General features: G+C 55.6%; 18 protein-coding genes. 8 read left to right on the forward strand and 10 right to left on the reverse strand.

All coding sequences use genetic code 11. The features are described from left to right. Positions 1-2: 2 nt before the first annotated feature. The 8 genes from AC0L7S_RS00325 to AC0L7S_RS00360 all read right to left on the reverse strand — a co-directional run bounded on the left by AC0L7S_RS00325 (position 3) and on the right by AC0L7S_RS00360 (position 7,475). A complete protein-coding gene (locus AC0L7S_RS00325; RefSeq protein WP_473472572.1) occupies positions 3-1,028 on the reverse strand; it encodes a putative 2-aminoethylphosphonate ABC transporter substrate-binding protein in 1,026 nt (341 codons plus the stop codon). Positions 1,029-1,246: 218 nt separating this feature from the next. Continuing rightward, a complete protein-coding gene (locus AC0L7S_RS00330; RefSeq protein ID WP_473472573.1) occupies positions 1,247-1,612 on the reverse strand; it encodes an EamA family transporter in 366 nt (121 codons plus the stop codon). Further along, positions 1,513-2,085, reverse strand: a complete 573-nt coding sequence (locus tag AC0L7S_RS00335) for an EamA family transporter (RefSeq protein WP_473472575.1) — start codon at positions 2,083-2,085, stop codon at positions 1,513-1,515. The genes AC0L7S_RS00330 and AC0L7S_RS00335 overlap by 100 nt, the downstream gene beginning before the upstream one ends. Beyond that, positions 2,086-2,793, reverse strand: a complete 708-nt coding sequence (locus AC0L7S_RS00340) for an aminotransferase class III-fold pyridoxal phosphate-dependent enzyme (protein WP_473472577.1) — start codon at positions 2,791-2,793, stop codon at positions 2,086-2,088. Positions 2,794-2,864: 71 nt separating this feature from the next. Beyond that, positions 2,865-3,443, reverse strand: coding sequence for an aminotransferase class III-fold pyridoxal phosphate-dependent enzyme (locus AC0L7S_RS00345; RefSeq protein WP_473472578.1), 579 nt, complete (start codon positions 3,441-3,443; stop codon positions 2,865-2,867). An 81-nt stretch (positions 3,444-3,524) separates the two neighbouring features. Continuing rightward, on the reverse strand, positions 3,525-4,976 hold the full coding sequence (gene phnY / locus AC0L7S_RS00350; RefSeq protein ID WP_473472579.1) for a phosphonoacetaldehyde dehydrogenase: 1,452 nt from the start codon (positions 4,974-4,976) through the stop codon (positions 3,525-3,527). Positions 4,977-4,987: 11 nt separating this feature from the next. Beyond that, the gene (gene phnA, locus AC0L7S_RS00355) at positions 4,988-6,238 is read right to left on the reverse strand and encodes a phosphonoacetate hydrolase (protein ID WP_473472580.1); all 1,251 of its coding nucleotides are present in this window, start codon (positions 6,236-6,238) and stop codon (positions 4,988-4,990) included. A gap of 34 nt (positions 6,239-6,272) precedes the next feature. Then, positions 6,273-7,475 carry a 2-aminoethylphosphonate--pyruvate transaminase gene (locus AC0L7S_RS00360; protein ID WP_473472581.1) on the reverse strand — a complete coding sequence of 401 codons (1,203 nt, stop codon included), beginning with the start codon at positions 7,473-7,475 and terminating at the stop codon, positions 6,273-6,275. 205 nt (positions 7,476-7,680) lie between these two features. Between AC0L7S_RS00360 and AC0L7S_RS00365 the strand changes: the two genes are divergently transcribed. After that, positions 7,681-8,565, forward strand: coding sequence for a LysR substrate-binding domain-containing protein (locus AC0L7S_RS00365; protein WP_473472582.1), 885 nt, complete (start codon positions 7,681-7,683; stop codon positions 8,563-8,565). Positions 8,566-8,633: 68 nt separating this feature from the next. Here AC0L7S_RS00365 and AC0L7S_RS00370 read toward each other — a convergent pair whose 3' ends face one another. Further along, on the reverse strand, positions 8,634-9,107 hold the full coding sequence (locus AC0L7S_RS00370; protein WP_473472583.1) for a MarR family winged helix-turn-helix transcriptional regulator: 474 nt from the start codon (positions 9,105-9,107) through the stop codon (positions 8,634-8,636). An 83-nt stretch (positions 9,108-9,190) separates the two neighbouring features. Between AC0L7S_RS00370 and AC0L7S_RS00375 the strand changes: the two genes are divergently transcribed. Genes AC0L7S_RS00375 through AC0L7S_RS00385 form a run of 3 tightly spaced genes read left to right on the forward strand, consistent with a single transcriptional unit; the run spans position 9,191 to position 13,918 of the window. Next, positions 9,191-10,966 carry an N-acetylglutaminylglutamine amidotransferase gene (locus AC0L7S_RS00375; RefSeq protein ID WP_473474377.1) on the forward strand — a complete coding sequence of 592 codons (1,776 nt, stop codon included), beginning with the start codon at positions 9,191-9,193 and terminating at the stop codon, positions 10,964-10,966. Between the two features lie 4 nt (positions 10,967-10,970). Then, on the forward strand, positions 10,971-12,788 hold the full coding sequence (gene ngg / locus AC0L7S_RS00380) for an N-acetylglutaminylglutamine synthetase (protein ID WP_473472584.1): 1,818 nt from the start codon (positions 10,971-10,973) through the stop codon (positions 12,786-12,788). Beyond that, positions 12,785-13,918 carry an osmoprotectant NAGGN system M42 family peptidase gene (locus AC0L7S_RS00385; protein WP_473472585.1) on the forward strand — a complete coding sequence of 378 codons (1,134 nt, stop codon included), beginning with the start codon at positions 12,785-12,787 and terminating at the stop codon, positions 13,916-13,918. Before ngg ends, AC0L7S_RS00385 begins: the two co-directional genes overlap by 4 nt. Positions 13,919-13,994: 76 nt before the next feature. Here the strand turns inward: AC0L7S_RS00385 and ssb are convergent, their stop codons facing one another. Continuing rightward, positions 13,995-14,507, reverse strand: a complete 513-nt coding sequence (gene ssb, locus AC0L7S_RS00390) for a single-stranded DNA-binding protein (protein WP_473472586.1) — start codon at positions 14,505-14,507, stop codon at positions 13,995-13,997. A gap of 371 nt (positions 14,508-14,878) precedes the next feature. On the opposite strand from ssb, the gene AC0L7S_RS00395 reads away from it, so the two are divergent. From AC0L7S_RS00395 to AC0L7S_RS00410, 4 genes are all read left to right on the forward strand, one after another. After that, the gene (locus tag AC0L7S_RS00395) at positions 14,879-15,169 is read left to right on the forward strand and encodes a hypothetical protein (RefSeq protein ID WP_473472587.1); all 291 of its coding nucleotides are present in this window, start codon (positions 14,879-14,881) and stop codon (positions 15,167-15,169) included. 664 nt (positions 15,170-15,833) lie between these two features. After that, a complete protein-coding gene (uvrA, locus tag AC0L7S_RS00400) occupies positions 15,834-18,755 on the forward strand; it encodes an excinuclease ABC subunit UvrA (protein WP_473472588.1) in 2,922 nt (973 codons plus the stop codon). 3 nt (positions 18,756-18,758) lie between these two features. Next, entirely contained in the window at positions 18,759-19,241 is a 483-nt protein-coding gene (locus tag AC0L7S_RS00405; protein ID WP_473472589.1) for a GNAT family N-acetyltransferase, read from the forward strand. 27 nt (positions 19,242-19,268) lie between these two features. After that, positions 19,269-20,081: a DUF72 domain-containing protein gene (locus AC0L7S_RS00410; protein ID WP_473472590.1), complete on the forward strand. Its 813-nt coding sequence runs from the start codon at positions 19,269-19,271 to the stop codon at positions 20,079-20,081. Positions 20,082-20,137 lie beyond the last annotated feature (56 nt).

Here is a 20,137-nt window from a genome sequence, read left to right on the forward strand (position 1 = left end):
GCTCAGCCCTTCGGCTCCGACTTGGAGTCGTAACGCTTGCTCCACTCTTCAAGGATGGCGCTGCGGTTGTTTGCAGCCCACTCGAACTTATTGTCGATCATCTTGGTGTCGATATCTGCCGGAAAATGTTCGACAGGCTTGGCAATGCCGGGAATACCAACAACGGCATAGCCGACATTGTACATTTCCATGGCTTTTTTGGAGATCGCCCAATCAACCAGCGTCTTGGCAGCCTCTTCCTTGGCTGTGCCAGCAACGATGCTGATGGCTTCCATGTCCCAGCCAACGCCCTCTTTCGGCAGGATGATGTCGATCGGTGCGCCATCAGCCTTGGATTTTGCACCACGGAAGGCAAATGAGACACCAATCACGGTTTCGCCCGCCGCAGCCATTTTACACGGCTTCGAGCCTGAATGTGTATAAGCGGCGATGTTGTCGTGCAGGCTGTCCATATAATCCCAGCCCTTGTCCTCACCGAAGATCTGCAACCAGCTCGACACATCTAGGAAGCCAGTGCCCGACGAGGCCGGGTTCGGCATCACGACATGGCCTTTGTATTCCGGCTTGGTAAGGTCCATCCAGCTTGTCGGCGCGGTCAGACCCAGCTTTTCGCCTTCGACCGTGTTGTAGCAAACGGCCGCAACCCAGGCGTCCATGCCAACCCATGATGGCGGCGTATCGCTGTCGCGGAAATTGGCGCTCAATTTGTCCAACCCGGCAGGCGCATAGGGTTCGAGCATGCCTTCCGTCTTGAGCACCAGAAGCGACGTTGCGGCAAGTCCCCAGACCACGTCGGCTTGGGGATTGTTCTTTTCAGCCAACAGCTTGGCGGTAACAACGCCAGTTGAATCGCGAACCCAGTTGATCTTGATGTCTGGATGTTCCTTGTTGAAAGTCTCGGCGTAGCGCGCGAGATCTTCCGCTTCAATCGCCGAATAGACAGTCAGTTCGGTATCGGCGGCATAGGACGCACTCGAATAGAGTGCGGCAGCGAGTACTCCTAGGAGCAGTGATTTCTTATTGACCATGTGGTTCCCCTGTCTCTGCACTAGCAGATGCTTTGTTGCGACATGCGCGACCATGGCTGGCGCCGTGATCCGAACCCGTCGGGTGGTAGCGACCGAATGTGACAAGGCGACAACAGTCACCATATGACTTCGGCACCTCTTCCATTTTGGAGTTTGGGAACTTGCCATCAGTAAGTAAAATCTATTTATTTTATGAAAAGCAAAGAAATAATTATAGATCAGCCCGACGCAGCCAGCGCAATGACACCGGCGGCAACGAGCGTCGCTGCGATCAGCCTTCCACCTACAGGCCGCTCGCCAAACATCACGATGCCGATCAGCGTTGCAATGACAACGCTTGATTCACGCACGGCCGAAACGGCACCCAGTGGCGCGAACGTTGAAACAAACAATACCAATCCGTAGGCGGTGACAGCAAATACGCCACCGAGCATACCGGTTGCGATGGTTTTTGTGTCGAACCGACCGCCCCTCTTCAAGCGTGTCAGGGCAATGGCCAATGGGACCGGCGCTTCGCACAAAAACAGCCATCCCATGTAGCCAAGCGGGCTACCGGAATGGCGCACACCAATACCATCGGCCACCGAATATGTGGCAATGCAGATGCCCAACAGACAGGCCAATAGAATTGGCCAACGCCCGGCTCCAGCCGCCCCTTTTGCAAAGCCAGTACGCCAATTCCCAACGAGACGGCAGCCAAACCTGCCCACCCTAGTGGCGCAAGTGTTTCGCCGATCAGGAAAAATGCCGAGAACGCCACGATAACTGGTGCCAACCCACGCGAAACTGGATAGACCTGCGACAGGTCGCCATACCGATAGGCGTAGAACAAAAGGACATAATAGCCGTAGTGAACAACGGTCGAAATGAAGATTGCCGGCCATGATTCAATGGCAGGTGCGGGCACATTCAAGACGAAGATCAATCCGAGAATGGCATGCGTTGCCGAAACCGCAGCCAACACCGCCGCGCGATCTTTGCCCACCTTGAGCATGGCGTTCCAACTGGCGTGCAGCAGCGCTGCCAGCAATACGAGCGACAAGGCAAACAGGCTCATTCAGTTTGTCTCGGCGCAAATGGCCGTTTCGACAATACTCAAAGCATGATCGAGGTCCTGGCGCGCAATCATCATCGGCGGTGAGAGGGTCAAGACATTTCCAGCACTGATCTTGAAGCTCAAGCCTGCTTCCAGACACCGGTAGTAGATGCGTTCAGCCCGCTCAGGTGCCGGTATGCGACTGTCACGATCCTCTACGACTTCCACGCCAAACATCACACCCCTGCCCCGAACGTCGCCAACATATGGGCTTCGATCAAACAACCCCATCAAACGTTGCATCGCGTAAGCACCCAATTCTGCGGCGCGCTCAGTCAACCCTTCTTCCTTGATGATAGCCAGTGTCGTCAGCGCGGCGCGCGCGGTCACCGGGTTCTTCTCGTGGGTATAATGGCCAATCGCATAGTCGCCGCACACGTCGAGATCACGCCGGGCAATAACGGCAGCAATTGGCAAAATACCGCCGCCCAGCGCCTTGCCCAGCGTTACGATATCGGGAACGACATCGTCATGCTGAAAGGCGAAATCGCGCCCGGTCTTGCCCAGACCGGTGGGGATTTCATCCATAATCAGCAAAGCACCGTGCCGGTTGCAAGCTTCGCGTACAATGCGCCAGAACCCCGGAGGCGGAACTGTTGGCACGGCACGCATCGGCTCGGCAATCACAGCAGCCACATCGCCCTCCCGCTCAAGCACATATTCGACCATTTTTGCGCAGGCCAGACCGCAATTTTCCGGGCCCGGATGGTTGTAAGGGCAGCGGTAGCAATTGAAGGGAGCTACATGCTCGGTGCCAGGAAGCAGCGGGCCGGCAATGCCGGATCTGAATGTCGCCTCGCCCCCACACTTGCTGCGCCAAAGCCTGCACCATGAAAAGAATCCCAGAAACTGATGGTTTTGAAGCGCCCGGTTGCGGCCCGTGCGATCTTCAACGCAACCTCATTGGCGTCCGTGCCACCGGTCGTAAAAAGCACCTTTCCCAGATCGCCGGGGGTCATGGCCGCCAGCGTCTCGGCCAGTTCAACAGACACCTCGTTGGTAAACCGGCGTGGAGAAAAGCTCAGATCATCGAGTTGCGCTTTGATGGCGGCGACAAGGCGAGGATGAGCATAGCCGATATGATGAACCGAGTTGCCGTGAAAATCCATGAATCTTCGCCCGGCCGTATCCTCGATCCAGATGCCTTCGGCTTTGGCAATCGTCGACACGCAGGGACTGGACAGGCTTTGATGAAGAAAGGCATCGGCATCGCGTGCAAGCAGGCTGCGCGTGGCAGCATCGGCGTGGTTTTCGGCCCAGAGGCGGCGGGCCTCAGAGGTGTTCGATTCACCCTCGATGTGCGTGATCTTTGCCTTCATACTGCGGCCCCTCGCGGCAAACCAATGCGAAACCCGCAAGTTACGCCCTGATTGTATGTTCGCCCATCATCAACCGAACCGCTATCCCCAAGGCAGCGAAAATGTCTTGACGTTGGTGAAACTCTTCATCGCTTCGATCACGCCTTCCTTGTAGCCGTTGCCGCTGTCCTTGATGCCGCCGAAAGGCGACATCTCGATGCGATAGCCAGGAACTTCCCAGATATTGACGGTGCCGACAACCAGCCCCGAGATATAGTGCTGCATCCGGTGCCAATCGTTGGTGCAAACTCCGGCAGAAAGGCCAAAGGCAGTTGAGTTGGAAATGGCCATGGTTTGATCGTCATTGTCAGGCACCCTGACTATCGGAATAACCGGGCCGAAAGTTTCTTCCATCACCAGTTCGCTCTCATGGTCAACATGATCCACCACGATCGGCGGCAGCAGCGCGCCTTTTCGTCCCGGATTGTAAAGAATGGCTGCGCCTTTCGCTTCGGCCAGATGTACCCGGTTTTCAAAAGTCTCGGCAGCCTTGGCATGAACCACGGTTCCCAATGCCGTTTTCGAGTCCATCGGATTACCGAAGGTGATCGCCTTTGCCCGTTCCAGCACCAGCGCAACGAAACGATCAGCAACGCTTTCCTGACACAGGATGCGTTTTACCGCCGTGCAGCGCTGCCCGGAATTTTTGGTGGCTCCTGCAACAGCCAGATCGGCGGCCTTGACGAGGTCCGCATCATCGAGGTCGTTGCAGATAATCAACGGGTCGTTGCCGCCCAGCTCCAGCACCTGGCGCTTGTAGACCGCCTTGGCTGCGATCATCTTGCCGACGGGAACGCCGCCGGTAAACGTGATCAGATCAAAGTCCGGATTGGTAATCATCTCGTCACCGATGTCACCGGGCCATCCTGTCACGACCGACAGCATCTGCGGCGGAAGCCCCGCTTCATAGAGCGCGTCAGCCAACCAGATTGCCGTCAGCGGTGTCAGTTCCGTCGGCTTGACGACCATGCAATTGTTGGTCGCAATCGCTGGCGCGATCTTGTGACTGACCATGTTGAGAGGGTGATTGAAGGGTGTGATGGCGGAGATGGCGCGCAGCGGTTCACGCGTCGTGAAAATCTTGCGGGCTTTGCCATGCGGGGTCAGGTCACACGAAAAGACTTCGCCATCGTCGTGAATGCACATCTGGCCGGCGAGCGTATAGACATCATAGGCCCGGCCACACTCGTAAAGGCTGTCCGATATCGAGATGCCAAGTTCTGCGGTAATGATTGGCGCAAGCTCAGCCTTGCGGTCATTGATGATGGCCGCGACATTCAGAAGGATTTTTTGGCGTTCATAACGCGTCAGCGTAGGGCGATAGCTGGCGGCAATGGCAAAGGCTTCTCGCGCGTGCTCGGCGGTTCCGGCTGGAACCGATCCGATCTGCTCATCCGTATAGGGATAGAAAACCGGCACGCGATCCTTGGTGTCCACCTTCCTCCCGGCAATCCGCATCGCTTCATGGCGCATCGCAATAGGGGAATTTCCCATAGTCTGTCCCCTTACAAAGCAGCAGCGGTGGTCGCGTAGAAGAATGCATCGAAATTGCGCAAAACAGGCATTGCCGGAAGGGCGATGACCCGGTTCACGATGAAAGGCACTTCCTGTTCCGTCAAACCGCCGTGGCTGCGCAACGGTTCGTTCAAGGCCGCAAGGTTGTGACGGTCCGCCGATGTGCCGATGGTCATGTTCTCGCCGGAGATCATGACAATGTCGCCAATGCGGTCGCCGGGGAGTTCAAAACGCCTGATTGCCTCCTCCTTGTCAACGACCAGGATGATCCCGTCGACGGCCTTGAGCTTTGCAATGATGGCGGCCTTGTCGGCACCTGATGGCAAATACGCCGTTGCAAACGAACCAAGCGCGCCATGATGGACGACATATGGATCAGTGATGGGCAAGATCACGCGCGCCTCTGCCTTGCCAAGCCATGTGTCCATCAAATCCTGCACATAGACGACCGCTGGTGATCCATCGGCCAGATGCTTGGGCTTCATGCCATGATCTGCCGTCACCACGATGGCCGCTCCCATAGCGTCCAGTTCAGCCAGATATTTGTCGAACATTTCATAAAATGACTTGGCTTCGGCGTGTTCTGGCGCATATTTGTGCTGCACATAGTCCGTCGTGGTCAGATACATGACGTCGGGCTTCCACTCGCGCAGCAGCTTGACACCAGCGGCGAACACAAACTCGCTGAGCCTGGCTGAATAGACATCGGGTTGGGCCATACCAAGCCATTCGGCAGCATTGTCCTGACCATGTTCGGCAATGGTGGTCGTCGCTGATTTTTCTGCCGAGAAGCACTTGGCCCGGTCTTCATCAAATGAGAGGCCAGCCCCCAACAGGGCGCGCAATTTGTCCTTGGCCGTAACCAGCGCAACACGAGCACCAGCATCGTAAAATTGTTTGAAGACGGTTGGCGCGCGCAGAAAACGCACGTCGTTCATCATGACTTCGTCGCCCGTTTCCGGGTCGTAGAGATAATTGCCGCAAATGCCATGCACGATTGGCGGACGGCCCGTGGCAATCGACATATTGTTGGGATTGGTGAAGGACGGTATCACCGAATGCGCCAACCGATCAGTGCCGGTTTGGCGCATGCGCTTGAGAGTCGGCATAAGGCCGGCCTTGATCGCCTCCTCCAGATAGGCCGGCTCGCAGCCATCAAGGCAGATCGCAATCGCGGTCACGCGCGGCCAGGGATAGTCGCGGCCATTGGCGCTCACGGCGGTGTGCGAGGTCTCGGTCATTCTTCGTCCTTCCAATTAAATGTTCTTGCGCCGTTCAGGCGGCTAGTTTCGCGCGCTCGGCAATCGCGTCTGCAGGAGGTGCAGCACTATCGACGCCCATTTCAGCAAGAGACAGACGCGCTGCTTCGACCACACGGCGCATCACATGTTCGTCCATTCTCCCGATGCAGCCGATGCGGAAAGAATCCACAACCGTCAGCTTACCGGGATAGATGATGAAGCCCTTGGCTTTCATCAGTTCGTAGAAGCGGGTGAACTCGAATTTCGGATGCGCCGGATTGAAGAAGGTCACGATAATCGGCGAAAGCCAGTGGTCCTTAAGCAACGTCTCAAAACCGAGAGTGCGCATGCCATCAACCATTACATCGCGATTGCGGGCATAGCGTGCGCCACGGGCAGCAACACCACCTTCTTCACTATGAATGCGCAGCGCTTCCAGAAAAGCTGCAACCACATGGGTTGGCGGTGTAAAACGCCATTGGCCTGTCTTGTTCATCGCCGCCCATTGCGCGTGAACGTCAAGGCACAGCGAGTGGCTGCGCCCCTTGGACGCCTCAAGCTCATCTTTGCGCGCAATGACAAAGCCGAACCCCGGCACACCCTCAATACATTTGTTGGCCGATGAAACCATCGCCTCATAGCGTATGTCATTGACATCGAGCGGCACCGCGCCAAAGGCGCTCATCGAGTCCACCAGCAGCTTGCGGTTCTTCGCATAAACTGTTTTGGAAATTTCGGCGACAGGATTGAGGATGCCGGAACTCGTCTCGCAATGGACGACAATGACGTGGCTGATTTCAGGGTCAGCATCCAAAGCGGCTGCTATCTCGTCGCCGCGCGGGGGCATGTAGTCGCCCTTGTCGATGACCACATGGTCTCGACCCAGATAGCGCAATGTCTCTACGGCACGCAGCCCATATGCGCCATTGGCGAGCACCAATATTTTGCCGTCCCTTGGAACGAAGCTGGCAAGCATCGCTTCAACGACGAAACTGCCGCTACCCTGTATCGGCACGCAATCAAACACATCTTCGCGGTCGCCGGTCAATGCCAGCAGATCGTGGCGCAGCTTCGCTGTCATCGCCCGAAATTCGGCATCCCATGAACCCCAATCGCGCAACATGGCCTGTTTCACGCTATATGCGGTGGTCAACGGGCCAGGCGTCAACAGATATGGCTCACCAAGTTCCGGTGCCGGAAATGGTGCGCTTGAGGTGGCCAAGTCGTTCGTCAACATGGATAAACATCCTTCGCAAAGACCAATGATCTATCCACATTTTCCACGCACCGATCTATATGTAAAATCGTTATTTTGTATCATTCCATAAATTATGCTGTTAGTTGTGAGAGGCGAGTTCGCTTCACATATCATCGGCCATATGCCGATCAGACCGATTGCGTTGGATTGAAGTGATCGCGGTTGGTTTTTGTGGGAGGTTCAGATGCGCTATGTTCAACTCCGTGCCTTTCACTATGTCGCTATTTGCGGTGGCTTTTCACGGGCAGCAGAAGAACTCTACCTCACGCAACCGGCAATCTCGGATCAGGTTCGCAAGCTCGAAGAGCAGTATGATGTGTTGCTTTTCAATCGCCGCAAAAAACAGGTCATCATGACCCCCGCTGGGGAGCGGTTGCTGGAAATCACCCGCAGATTGTTCGACAACGAACAGCAGGCTCTCGAACTGTTGTCTGAATCGCGGGCCTTTCGCTCAGGTACGCTGCGAATCGTGGCCGATTCCGCCTACCATCTGCTGCACATACTTGCCCGGTTCCGCGAGAAATATCCCGGCGTGCGGGTTTCAGTGCGCTCCGGCAATACCGAGACCGTCATCGAAAGCCTCTATAATTACGATGCCGATATCGGCGTCTTGGGTGAAATACCTTCGCGCCGAGATTTCGAGTCCGTCCTGTTGAGTTCAACACCAATTGTCGCGTTCGTGTCGAGCGCGCACGCTTTGGCCGGACGAGCTTCAATCAGTTTGGAGGAACTCAACGCAACCTCTCTGGTCATGCGCGAACAAGGTTCAAAAACACGGAAGAAACTTGAAGATGCCGCGACAGACAAAGGCATCCAACTGCAACCGGCGATCGAGGCTGAGGGGCGAGAGGCGGTGCGCGAGATCGTCGCTTCAGGTGCCGGAGTCGGTTTCGTTTCCGCTGCCGAATATGGCGTAGATACCCGACTGGTACAGATCCCCATCGAAGATGCTCAGAATGTAACGATGGACGAGGCATTGATCTGCTTGCGCGAACGCAGCCAGGGGAAACTGGTCAATGCTTTTTGCAATCGCAAACGCTGCGATGACCTGATCACGACTGCTATATGAGGATGAGCGACCCAGGAAGATGCACGAAATGAGTGAATGCCTTTTGATACAAGCCGGGCCTCGATGTCTCAAGCCGTTCCAGTCATCAGGTCCGCTATATAAACAATGCTCGACAAGAGTTCCTTGCGCCTTGCCGCTGACAGCGCCACGAATCGCTCGGCAAAGGCCGTACCCAACAGGCCGGGCGCGCTGCTGACCAAGTCATGACCCTTTTCAGTCAGACGCGTGAAAACAATCCTGCGATCTGCACTTGAGCGATAGCGCTCAATTATGGCGCGGTGTTCCAAATTTTCCAAAACCATGACGACGGTTGCTGCGCTCAGATCTGCATGATCTGCGAGTGCCTGCGTCGTTACCTCGCCCTTTTCGGCAATCGCCATGAGAATGACGAGTTGCGGGCCGGTGAGTCCTGTAGATTTGGCCAGCACACGCGACTGCAAATCGTTGGCACGAACAATTCTTCGGATCGATTTCAGGAGTACGCGCGTTTCTTCAGGCGCGATGGTGTCTGATGGTGTTGGAAATGTGGCTTCTTTTTTCATTGAATTATTTGACTTCTAATCATTCGCACCCTAATTAATAGCGCATTCATGACAGGCTGACAATGGAGGTTCAAAACCCGCGTATGTGTGGAATCTGCGGCGAAATAACTTTTGACGGATCAAGCCCGTCAATTTTGACGATCTCGAACATGACAGACGCTCTTGCAAACCGCGGCCCCGACGGATCTGGCATCGTGGCTCACTGCAATGCCGGATTCGGACACCGGCGTTTGCGCATCATTGATCTTTCCGAAAAAGCCCAGCAACCCATGGTCGATGCCCAACTTGGCATGACCATCGCGTTTAACGGCTGCATCTACAATTATTCGCAGCTTCGCCAGGAGCTTGAGAGTGCTGGGTACAGTTTCTTCTCAAACGGCGACACCGAGGTGATTTTGAAAGCGTGGCACGCTTGGGGAGACCAATGTGTCGAACGCTTCAACGGCATGTTTGCCTTCGTCATACAGGAGCGCGATACGGGCCGCATCTTCATGGCTCGTGATCGGTTTGGCATCAAGCCTCTCTATCTATCGCAAACGGGCAAACGGTTGCGTTTTGCATCGTCGCTGCCCGCTCTTTTGAAAGCTGGCGACGTCGACACATCAATCGACCCCGTCGCTCTCCACCACTATATGAGCTTCCATGCGGTCGTGCCGCCGCCGCGTACCATTCTCAATGGCGTGCGCAAGTTGCCGCCCGCGACCGTTCGCACCATCGACCCAGATGGCGCAGCGCGAGACCGGCGCTACTGGGACGCGCCGTTCGGCCGCTCAGAAGGCGACCTCGCGATATCGGATGAAGAATGGGGCGAACGCCTTCTGGATGCACTAAGACTGGCGGTGAAGCGACGCATGGTGGCCGACGTTCCTGTTGGCGTGTTGCTGTCTGGTGGCGTCGATTCCAGCCTGATTGTTGGCCTGCTCGCAGAAGCAGGCCAACCAAGCTTGATGACATTTTCTGTCGGCTTCGAGGAAGCAAACGGCGAAAAGGGCGATGAATTTGCCTATTCTGACCTGATTGCGCGCGAATACGGCACCGATCACAGCAAGATTTTTGTTCCTTCCGACCAGTTGATGGGCGCATTGCCCGGCACTTTCGCCGCGATGTCGGAACCAATGGTGTCTTACGATAATGTCGGTTTTTACCTGCTCTCGCAGGAAGTCTCGAAACGGATCAAGGTTGTCCAATCGGGACAAGGAGCCGACGAAGTGTTCGGGGGCTATCACTGGTATCCGCCGCTGGCCAATAGCAACAACGTCGTCGACGATTACGCTCGCGTATTTTTTGACCGATCGCATGAAACGCTGAAGAAGCAGCTTTCGCCGGACTGGATCGGCGACCGGGACCATAGTCGCGAACTGGTCGCAGCCGAACTCGAACGCCCTGGCGCAGACACGCCGGTCGACAGGGCGCTGAGGCTGGATTCCACTGTTATGCTGGTGGACGACCCGGTAAAACGGGTCGATAATATGACAATGGCTTGGGGCCTTGAGGCGCGTGTACCCTTCCTCGATCATGAATTGGTCGAGCTTGCGGCGCGTATCCCGCCCGAATTGAAGCTGAAGGATAATGGCAAGGGCATATTGAAAGATGTGGCGCGCCAAATTATTCCGCATGAGGTGATCGACCGTAAAAAGGGCTATTTCCCGGTTCCACAATTGAAATATGTCGATGGTGCCTATCTTGACCTTGTGCGCGATGCACTGGGTTCAAGTGCGGCACGCGAGCGCCATCTGTTTCGCGACGACTATTTGAACGCCTTGTTTGATGCGCCGTCAGAACACATCACACCGTTGCAAGGTTCAGAGCTTTGGCAGGTTGGCCTGCTTGAAATGTGGCTCCAGACACATGGTATCTAGGACTATGGCAAAAAGCGGCACTACCAGCCACAAGTCGGGAACCGGCCGAACGGAACGCTCGCTCGACCATCGGCTGAAACGGCTGCGCGTCAATTCCATGCAGGAAACGATTGCCGGTGGAGAACTTGCCGCCCCCGTGCCAAAATCCGTCACTCTCGACTGCGGCTGGGGACGACTTCTGTTTTCGCAGACATTTGGCTCTGATAGCGATCTGGTCGATGAATTGCGCAAGGAAAGCCCCGGCCAGCGCGACATCGCTTTTTATGTCCGGGACCCGCATGTCCTTCTCACATTGGCCCCGCAAGAGGCTTTTCTCGATCCCTCGCACACATACCGGCTTGATTTGTCCACCCACAGGACAGGACGGCGGCGCCCCAAGGGCTTTTTCATCCGCCGACTGACGTCCGAGGCTGACGCCAAGGCCGTCAATGCCATCTATGTCTCGCGCGGCATGGTACCGGTTGCGCCCGACTTCTTCTGGGCCAAGCGCGACAGCCGTTCACTGACCTATTTCGTCGCCGAAGAAGAGACCACAGGCGATATTATTGGAACTGTAACAGGTGTCGATCACCACAGGTTGTTCGACGATCCCGAGCGTGGATCGTCACTATGGTGTCTGGCGGTTGATCCACAATCGCGGCATCCAGGCATAGGCGAGATGCTGGTTCGCCGGCTTGCCGAGTATTTTCAGGCGCGCGGTGCCAGCTATCTCGACCTGTCGGTTCTGCATGATAACGAACCGGCGATCGGGCTTTATGAAAATCTCGGCTTCCGGCGTGTTCCTATCTTTGCCGTCAAACGCAAGAACCCGATCAATGAGAAGCTGTTTTCCGCGCCCATCGATGATTATGACGCGCTCAACCCTTATGCGCGCATCATCGTCGATGAAGCTCATCGACGCGGCATTCATGTCGAAGTGACTGACGCACCGGGCGGATTCTTCCGCCTTTCTTACGGTGGGCGCACCATCCGCTGCCGCGAGAGCCTCTCCGAGATGACCTCTGGCGTTGCCGTATCATTATGTGACGACAAGGCAGTGACGCGCCGGCTTGTCGCTTCTGCCGGCCTTAACGTACCCGAGCAAATCATTGCTGGAGACGACCATTCCTTGCGCAAACTGCTTGCCTGCCACGAATCGGTGGTCGTCAAACCCGCCCGTGGTGAACAGGGACGCGGCGTTTCTATCGGCCTGTCCGAGCCGGATGAAATCAAGGACGCAGTGGAAGCAGCCGGCCAGATTTGCGACCGTGTGCTGATTGAGTCCTGTTTCGAGGGCGACGATCTTCGACTACTGATGATTGACCATAAACTGGTCGCTGCCGCCATACGCCGACCGCCAACGGTGATAGGTAATGGCCAGATGACCTTGCAAGCCCTGATCAAGCAGCAATCGCGCCGTCGAGCAGCAGCGACCGGCGGCGAAAGCATCATCCCGATTGATGACGAAACACGGCGCTGCATCAAAAATTCAGGGCGCACTCTCGATACCGTTCCGGCAGAGAATGAGGAGGTTCTGGTGCGCAAAACTGCCAATCTCCACACTGGTGGGTCGATCCACGATGTTACCGATACGGTGCACCCCAATCTGGTGGAAGCCGCTGTGATTGCCGCACAGGCAATCGATATCCCCGTTGTCGGCATCGACTTCATGGTCAAGGCTCCGTCACAACCCGACTACATCTTCATCGAAGCGAATGAGCGGCCAGGCCTTGCCAATCATGAACCACGGCCAACGGCGGAGTGCTTCATTGACCTGCTGTTTCCTCAATCGCGTATGCGCGCCGGGAGAAATACCGGTGCAGACAGCAAGGTTTCTTTATGACGTCTCCCCTGATTGATTGCGACTATCTGGTCGACAAGCTGAAAGGCCTTTTGGCAATCGACAGCCCGACCGGCTATACTGATAATGTCGTTCGTTATTGCAGCCGCGAGCTTGAAAAGCTCGGCCTTGCTCCGGAATTGACACGGCGTGGCGCGATCCGGGCGGTTAGCCAGGGCAACCAGCGTGAGGGCGCACGCGCCATCGTCTCGCATCTCGACACGCTTGGCGCACAGGTCAAATTCGTTAAACCCGGCGGCCGCCTCGAACTCGTTCCTATTGGAAACTGGTCGGCGCGTTTCGCCGAAGGCGCGCGCGCTACGATCTATAGCAATAGCAAGGTGTTTCGCGGCACTATCCTGCCGCTCAAAGCTTCGGGGCATACTTTCAATGACGAGATCGACACGCAGCCAACAGGCTGGCCATTTGTTGAAATGCGTATTGACGCTCCAAGCACCAGCACTCAGGAAACTCTGGCCCTTGGCATCGAGGTTGGCGACATTGTGGGCATCGACCCCTGCCCCGAATTCAGCGACAATGGCTTCATCAATTCACGCTACCTCGACGATAAAGCGGGTGTCGCCATCATGTTGGCAACAATCGAGGCATTCGAGCGCGCTGGTGCGCGTGTACCAGTCGACATTCACTGGTTGTTCACAATCGCAGAAGAAGTGGGCGTCGGAGCCTCCTCCGTCATCCTGCCTGAGGTCGCATCGCTTGTCGCTGTTGATAATGGCACGACGGCACCCGGTCAAAACTCCTCGGAATTTGGCGTGACCATCGCCATGGCGGACCAGTCAGGTCCGTTCGATTACCACCTCACGAAGCAACTCCGGCAGCTCTGCCGTGACAATGCCATCAGCTATCAGAAAGACGTTTTTCGCTACTATCGCAGCGATTCTGCGTCCGCACTTGAGGCGGGTCACGATATTCGTACTGCTCTCGTGACGTTCGGGGTCGACGCCTCGCATGGCTATGAGCGCATTCATCTTGATGCTTTGCGCTCAGTCAGCGAGTTGCTGATGCACTATGTTGCAAGCCCGATCGAAATCGCAAGGGACGTGGAAGATTTCTCCGATGTTCGCGATTTCACCGTCTTGCCAGCGCGAAAGCCAGTTGGAAACGGACGTTGAACATTTGCAAATAGGCAAATCGTTACGCCGGAGGCGGCCCGCACGTTGCAAAGCCGCAGAGTGCTACGCCCTCACCTCAGAACGGGATTTCGTCATCGAGGTCGCGCGAACCACCGCCACGACCTGCGCCAGACCCGCCGCCGCTACCTGAGTCATAACCACCAGGCCCCGACTGGCCGAAATCGGAACTGCGGCCACCGCCACCACCGGAATAGCCGACCTGTCCGCCCTCACTCTGGCCTCGCGAATCAAGCATCTGCAGTTCACCACGGAACTTCTGCAAAACAATTTCCGTCGAATAGCGCTCAATGCCATCTTTTTCCCATTTGCGGGTCTGCAACTGGCCTTCGATATAGACCTTCATGCCTTTTTTCAGATAGGATTCAGCGACCTTGGCAAGATTGTCGTTGAAAATGACAACCGAATGCCATTCGGTCTTTTCCTTGCGTTCGCCGGAATTTTTGTCTCGCCAGGTTTCCGACGTTGCGATGCGCAAATTGACGACCGGATCGCCAGAGTTCAAACGGCGAATATCGGGGTCAGCACCGAGATTGCCGACCAAAATGACCTTGTTGACGCTGCCCGCCATCACACTTCTCCACGCTCATCCGAAACAAATTTCCAAGCCGCACCTTACAGATTGCAAAGCCGTTTCGCTCGCTTCCAACCGCTTTTCCCCATAAGGATTTTGTTCTATATTTGTTCTACTCTCTCCGGATTTCGTGTCAAGATTTTTCCCTATGGGGGCAAGTCTGCACACCATCCAGAGGAGAAAGCGGTTTTACGCGGCTTATTGCGCGGAAAGATACCGAAGTTCGGAAGCGGCCTGATCGGCATTGTCTTGCGCGCGATCAATATCCCACCCCGCCTGGCGCAATCGGGTCACGTATTCCAGATTTTGCATTCTGCTGGTTTCTGATTGGTCTGGATTGTGCTTGATCGCGGGTCTATCATCGCACCATGGCAAAAGGACCTACCGACATATCAACGACAATGATCGGCGTGGCATTGCTTCTTGCAGCCTTGCCGACAAGTAGCATTGCCGGAAGCCTTTCTAACGGGAAAAGCAATCCCGCATTGCCCGGTGTGAACAGCGATTTTCGGATAATCCAGCCACTTGAAGCAGAACCGGACGATACCCTGCCATCTCAGGGTACAAGTCAATTCAAGGTTGGCGATGTTGATGTCCGGATTTCCGGCAGCGTTACTGTTGATATCGGGGTCGGTTCGACACGACCACCGCGACGCTGAGGTTCAACATAAATCGCCCCACCACTGCTTGCGCAAACTGGTGGGGCTTTATGGGTCTACCCATTTTTGTCGGAAGATTCTTCCGGCTTTGTAATTCGGATGCCTCGTGGCATTTAGCCAACGATCCGACCATTGGTCTCTGATTTTGGAGTGGGAAACAGCAGATATCCGGCAAATCAGCCAAAAGCAAACTGCGCGAATTTCCTACTGCGGCTCCGTCTAAGCGCGGAGCCTTGGGGTACTATCAGGTGGAGTCATGCCTCACTCCTTCGCTTCATTGCGCCGTTTGTCTACAGAGCACTTCATTTGCTGGTCTGCGGCCTATTCAAAGCCATTTTCCAGTAGCAAAGATCGCCCTTCCGGCAATCGGCTTCTGCGACAATTGATAGCCTGCTCCCTTTTCTGGCACGTCGTCAACCTTAGAAAGGCCCCGGCAATGAAATGTGATCTTCTGTAACATGAAGACACACGCGCTGGCACGATTTGTCAGGAGCCTGTTCGGTCTTTGTTCTTTTCACTTGCCCGCTGCCCCGAAAGACGCTTAAACCCAATTGAAGGCAAAGTTGCCGCGTCTCTCGAATCTGTGGCAAAACGACCTATATTGGCGGAGGGCCGGGAATTCCTGCCATTCCGAAACATTCAAGACCGAGGCGGCGTACCGGCTATGGCCGACCAAAAGTATATTTCCATTCGCGGCGCGCGCGAACATAATTTGAAAAACATCGATATCGATCTGCCGCGCGACTCGCTCGTCGTGATGACCGGTCTTTCGGGTTCCGGCAAATCATCGCTGGCGTTCGACACGATTTATGCCGAGGGCCAGCGCCGCTATGTCGAAAGCCTTTCGGCTTATGCGCGTCAGTTCCTCGAAATGATGCAGAAGCCGGATGTCGACCAGATCGACGGCCTCTCGCCCGCCATTTCGATCGAACAGAAAACCACCTCGAAGAACCCGCGTTCAACTGTTGGAACCGTCACCGAAATCTACGACTACATGCGCTTGATGTTTGCACGTGTCGGCGTTCCCTATTCACCGGCGACCGGATTGCCCATCGAAAGCCAGACGGTCAGCCAGATGGTTGATCGCGTGGTGGCGCTCGATGAAGGAACCCGGCTGTTCATTCTGGCGCCAATCGTTCGGGGGCGTAAGGGCGAGTACCGCAAGGAACTGCTGGAGTTACAGAAAAAGGGCTTCCAGCGCGTCAAGGTCGATGGTGTCTTTTATGAAATTGCCGAGGTGCCGACGCTCGACAAGAAATACAAACATGACATCGATGTGGTGGTGGATCGTATCGTCGTGCGGGGAGACTTGGCAACACGGCTTGCCGATTCCATCGAGACCGCGCTGAAGCTCGCGGAAGGCCTTGCTCTCGCCGAATTTGCCGACAAACCGCTCGATTCCAGCCAGACTGGCGAGGATTCCGTCAACAAATCGAAGAATGAAACGCATGAACGTATTCTGTTTTCGGAAAAATTTGCCTGCCCGGTTTCCGGTTTCACCATCCCGGAGATAGAGCCGCGGCTGTTTTCCTTCAACAATCCATTCGGGGCCTGCCCCACCTGCGATGGGCTCGGCAGCCAACGCGCCATTGACGCCAGCCTGATCGTTCCCGACGCCAATGTTTCATTGCGTGGCGGCGCGGTCAGCCCGTGGGCCAAATCGACCTCGCCTTACTATTCGCAAACATTGGAGGCGTTGGGAAAGGTCTATGGCTTCAAGCTTGCCGACAAGTTCAACGATCTGGACGAAGAAGCGCAAAATGCCATTTTGCACGGCACTGGCGAACGCGAAATCGCCTTCCAATATGATGATGGTTTGCGCTCCTACAAGACGACCAAGACATTTGAAGGCGTCATCCCAAATCTTGAACGGCGCTGGAAAGAAACCGAATCTGCATGGATGCGCGAGGAAATCGAGCGGTTCATGTCGGCAACCCCTTGCCCCGCCTGCAAGGGCTATCGCCTGAAGCCGGAGGCGCTGGCGGTCAAGATCGGCGGCAAGCATATTGGCCAGGTGACAGAAATGTCCATTCGCAAGGCCAACCAGTGGTTCATCGACCTGCCGGCGCTGCTCAATGAGAAGCAAAACGAAATCGCCGTGCGTATTTTGAAGGAAATTCGCGAGCGGTTACGCTTCCTCAACGATGTCGGGCTCGACTATCTGACACTGGCGCGCAATTCCGGCACGCTCTCTGGTGGCGAAAGCCAGCGAATCCGCCTGGCATCGCAAATCGGCTCGGGGTTGACTGGCGTGCTTTATGTGCTGGATGAGCCGTCGATAGGCTTGCATCAGCGTGATAACTCCCGCCTGCTCGACACGCTGAAACATCTGCGAGATATCGGCAATACCGTCATCGTCGTCGAGCATGATGAAGATGCGATTTTACATGCCGATTATGTGGTCGACATTGGTCCTGCTGCCGGCATTCATGGCGGGCGCGTCATTGGTGAAGGCACGCCCCAGCAGATCATGGCCAATCCCAACTCGATCACTGGCAAATATCTGTCCGGCGACCTTGAGATCGCCACGCCTGCCCTGCGTCGTGAGGCCAAGAAGAGCTGGCGGCTGAAAGTGGTTGGCGCGCGCGGCAACAATTTGAAGAATGTCACCGCCGAAATCCCGCTCGGCACCTTCACCGCGGTTACCGGCGTTTCAGGCGGGGGCAAATCAACCTTCCTGATTGAAACACTCTTCAAGGCAGCCTCGCGGCGCATCATGGGATCGCGCGAGCACCCGGCCGACCATGACCGCATCGAGGGGTTGGAATTTCTCGACAAGGTTATCGACATCGACCAGTCCCCCATCGGCCGCACGCCGCGCTCCAACCCGGCCACTTATACGGGGGCGTTTACGCCGATCCGAGACTGGTTCGCCGGCTTGCCGGAAGCCAAGGCGCGCGGCTATCAACCCGGTCGATTCTCATTCAACGTCAAGGGTGGCCGTTGCGAAGCCTGCCAGGGCGATGGTGTCATCAAGATCGAGATGCACTTTCTGCCGGACGTTTATGTCACCTGCGATGTCTGTCACGGCAAACGCTACAATCGCGAAACACTTGACGTTGTGTTCAAAGGCAAGTCGATTGCCGACGTTCTCGATATGACGGTCGAGGAAGGCGTCGATTTCTTCGCTGCCGTACCAGGCGTGCGCGACAAGTTGGAGACGTTGAAGCGGGTTGGCCTCGGCTATATCCATATCGGACAGCAGGCGACGACGCTTTCCGGCGGAGAGGCGCAGCGTATCAAACTGGCCAAGGAATTATCGCGCAAAGCCACAGGCAAGACGCTTTACATTCTTGATGAACCAACCACCGGCCTGCATTTTCACGATGTCGCCAAACTGCTCGAAGTGCTGCACGAGTTGGTCGAACAGGGCAACTCGGTCGTTGTCATCGAGCACAATCTTGAAGTTATCAAGACGGCGGACTGGGTGCTCGATCTTGGCCCGGAGGGTGGCGACGGCGGTGGCGAACTCGTGGCGTCCGGTCCACCGGAAGCAATCGTTTCCGAACCGCGCAGCTATACCGGCCAGTTTTTGAAAGAGTTGCTGGAACGAAGGCCGGGAAGGAAGCGGGAAGCGGCGGAGTAAGTGATGGACCAAGACACAAGCATCAGAACGGCGCGAGCCGATGATTTTGCTATCGTCATTTCTCTAACCGACGTCGCTTTTTCTCCTTACACGCTTCAGTTCGGTGCGCCGCCGATCCCGGTAACGGAAGATTACGTGCCACGCATCGCACGCGACGAAGTCAGTATTCTGGAAATTGACGGTGAAGCGGCAGGGATACTGGTGTTGGTGCGACACGCCGATCATGCTGAAATATTCAGTATTGCCGTAGCGCCACGCTTTCAGCACAAAGGACTAGGTATCGTGCTGCTGGATTGGGCAGAAAAACAGGTCGGCCTTTGGGGTTTGCCAGAGATTCGACTCTATACAAATGCGATGATGGAGCGAAACATTTCGTTCTACCTGGCATACGGTTTTCACGAAACGGGTCGCCGTCCAAATCCATACCGTGAAGGATGGATTTGCGTAGACATGGCGAAAGCCATCGAACCGAATATACACGCTTAGGGACTGTTCAACATCTTGGAGGGCGGAATGACTACCACCGGAAAAATCCGCGCAGGTATGGGCGGCTGGACATTTGAGCCGTGGAATACATCTTTTTATCCTGAAAAACTGGCGAAGGCGAAGCAGTTGCAATTCGCGTCGCGGCAAGTGCCAACCATCGAGGTCAATGGCACCTATTATTCGAGTTTCAAGGAGCCAACCTTCGTAAAATGGGCGAATGAATCGCCCGATGATTTTGTTTTCGCATTGAAAGGCAATCGTTTCATCACCAACCGCCGCGTGCTTGCAGAGGCGGGTGAATCGATGACGCGCTTCTTGCAATCCGGCATAACAGCACTTGGTGACAAACTCGGGCCACTACTTTGGCAATTCATGCCGACCAAGAAGTTTGACCTCGACGATTTTGGCGCTTTTCTCGCCCTTTTGCCGGAAAAACAGGATGGAATAACACTTCGGCACGCGGTTGAGGTTCGAAACCCAACTTTTGTCGTTCCGGAATTCGTCGCGCTTGCGCGAAAATATAATGTGGCGATCGTCTATGCCGACCATGAAAAATATCCGGCCATCGCCGACGTGACCGGCAACTTCATTTACACACGGCTTCAAACCGGCGAGGACGATAATCCAGATTGCTATCCATCCAATGGATTGGATGAATGGTCTCTACGCGCAAAGGTCTGGGCTGAGGGCAAGGTTCCGACCGACCTCACCCGCGCCGATCCTTCGAGTGAGGCACCGGTCAAGCCGCGCGACGTATTTGTCTATTTCATTACCGAAGGCAAAGTTCGTGCACCTTTCGGTGCGATGGCTTTGATGAAACGGCTGGAAGGCAAGGCTTGAAAGGAGTGCTATAGAAGCCCTGTCCAGTTACGAAAGTGCGTTGCTTCAGATTTGGC

It is taken from the genome of Mesorhizobium sp. G2-6-1 (assembly GCF_055809095.1).

Coding starts and splice junctions, on each gene's coding strand:
- AC0L7S_RS00325 (WP_473472572.1), bottom strand. CDS start 1,028: ATGGTCAATAAGAAATCACTGCTCCTAGGAGTACTCGCTGCCGCACTC.
- AC0L7S_RS00335 (WP_473472575.1), bottom strand. CDS start 2,085: ATGAGCCTGTTTGCCTTGTCGCTCGTATTGCTGGCAGCGCTGCTGCAC.
- AC0L7S_RS00340 (WP_473472577.1), bottom strand. CDS start 2,793: ATGGTCGAATATGTGCTTGAGCGGGAGGGCGATGTGGCTGCTGTGATT.
- AC0L7S_RS00345 (WP_473472578.1), bottom strand. CDS start 3,443: ATGAAGGCAAAGATCACGCACATCGAGGGTGAATCGAACACCTCTGAG.
- phnY (WP_473472579.1), bottom strand. CDS start 4,976: ATGGGAAATTCCCCTATTGCGATGCGCCATGAAGCGATGCGGATTGCC.
- phnA (WP_473472580.1), bottom strand. CDS start 6,238: ATGACCGAGACCTCGCACACCGCCGTGAGCGCCAATGGCCGCGACTAT.
- AC0L7S_RS00360 (WP_473472581.1), bottom strand. CDS start 7,475: ATGTTGACGAACGACTTGGCCACCTCAAGCGCACCATTTCCGGCACCG.
- AC0L7S_RS00365 (WP_473472582.1), top strand. CDS start 7,681: ATGCGCTATGTTCAACTCCGTGCCTTTCACTATGTCGCTATTTGCGGT.
- AC0L7S_RS00370 (WP_473472583.1), bottom strand. CDS start 9,107: ATGAAAAAAGAAGCCACATTTCCAACACCATCAGACACCATCGCGCCT.
- AC0L7S_RS00375 (WP_473474377.1), top strand. CDS start 9,191: ATGTGTGGAATCTGCGGCGAAATAACTTTTGACGGATCAAGCCCGTCA.
- ngg (WP_473472584.1), top strand. CDS start 10,971: ATGGCAAAAAGCGGCACTACCAGCCACAAGTCGGGAACCGGCCGAACG.
- AC0L7S_RS00385 (WP_473472585.1), top strand. CDS start 12,785: ATGACGTCTCCCCTGATTGATTGCGACTATCTGGTCGACAAGCTGAAA.
- ssb (WP_473472586.1), bottom strand. CDS start 14,507: ATGGCGGGCAGCGTCAACAAGGTCATTTTGGTCGGCAATCTCGGTGCT.
- AC0L7S_RS00395 (WP_473472587.1), top strand. CDS start 14,879: ATGGCAAAAGGACCTACCGACATATCAACGACAATGATCGGCGTGGCA.
- uvrA (WP_473472588.1), top strand. CDS start 15,834: ATGGCCGACCAAAAGTATATTTCCATTCGCGGCGCGCGCGAACATAAT.
- AC0L7S_RS00405 (WP_473472589.1), top strand. CDS start 18,759: ATGGACCAAGACACAAGCATCAGAACGGCGCGAGCCGATGATTTTGCT.
- AC0L7S_RS00410 (WP_473472590.1), top strand. CDS start 19,269: ATGACTACCACCGGAAAAATCCGCGCAGGTATGGGCGGCTGGACATTT.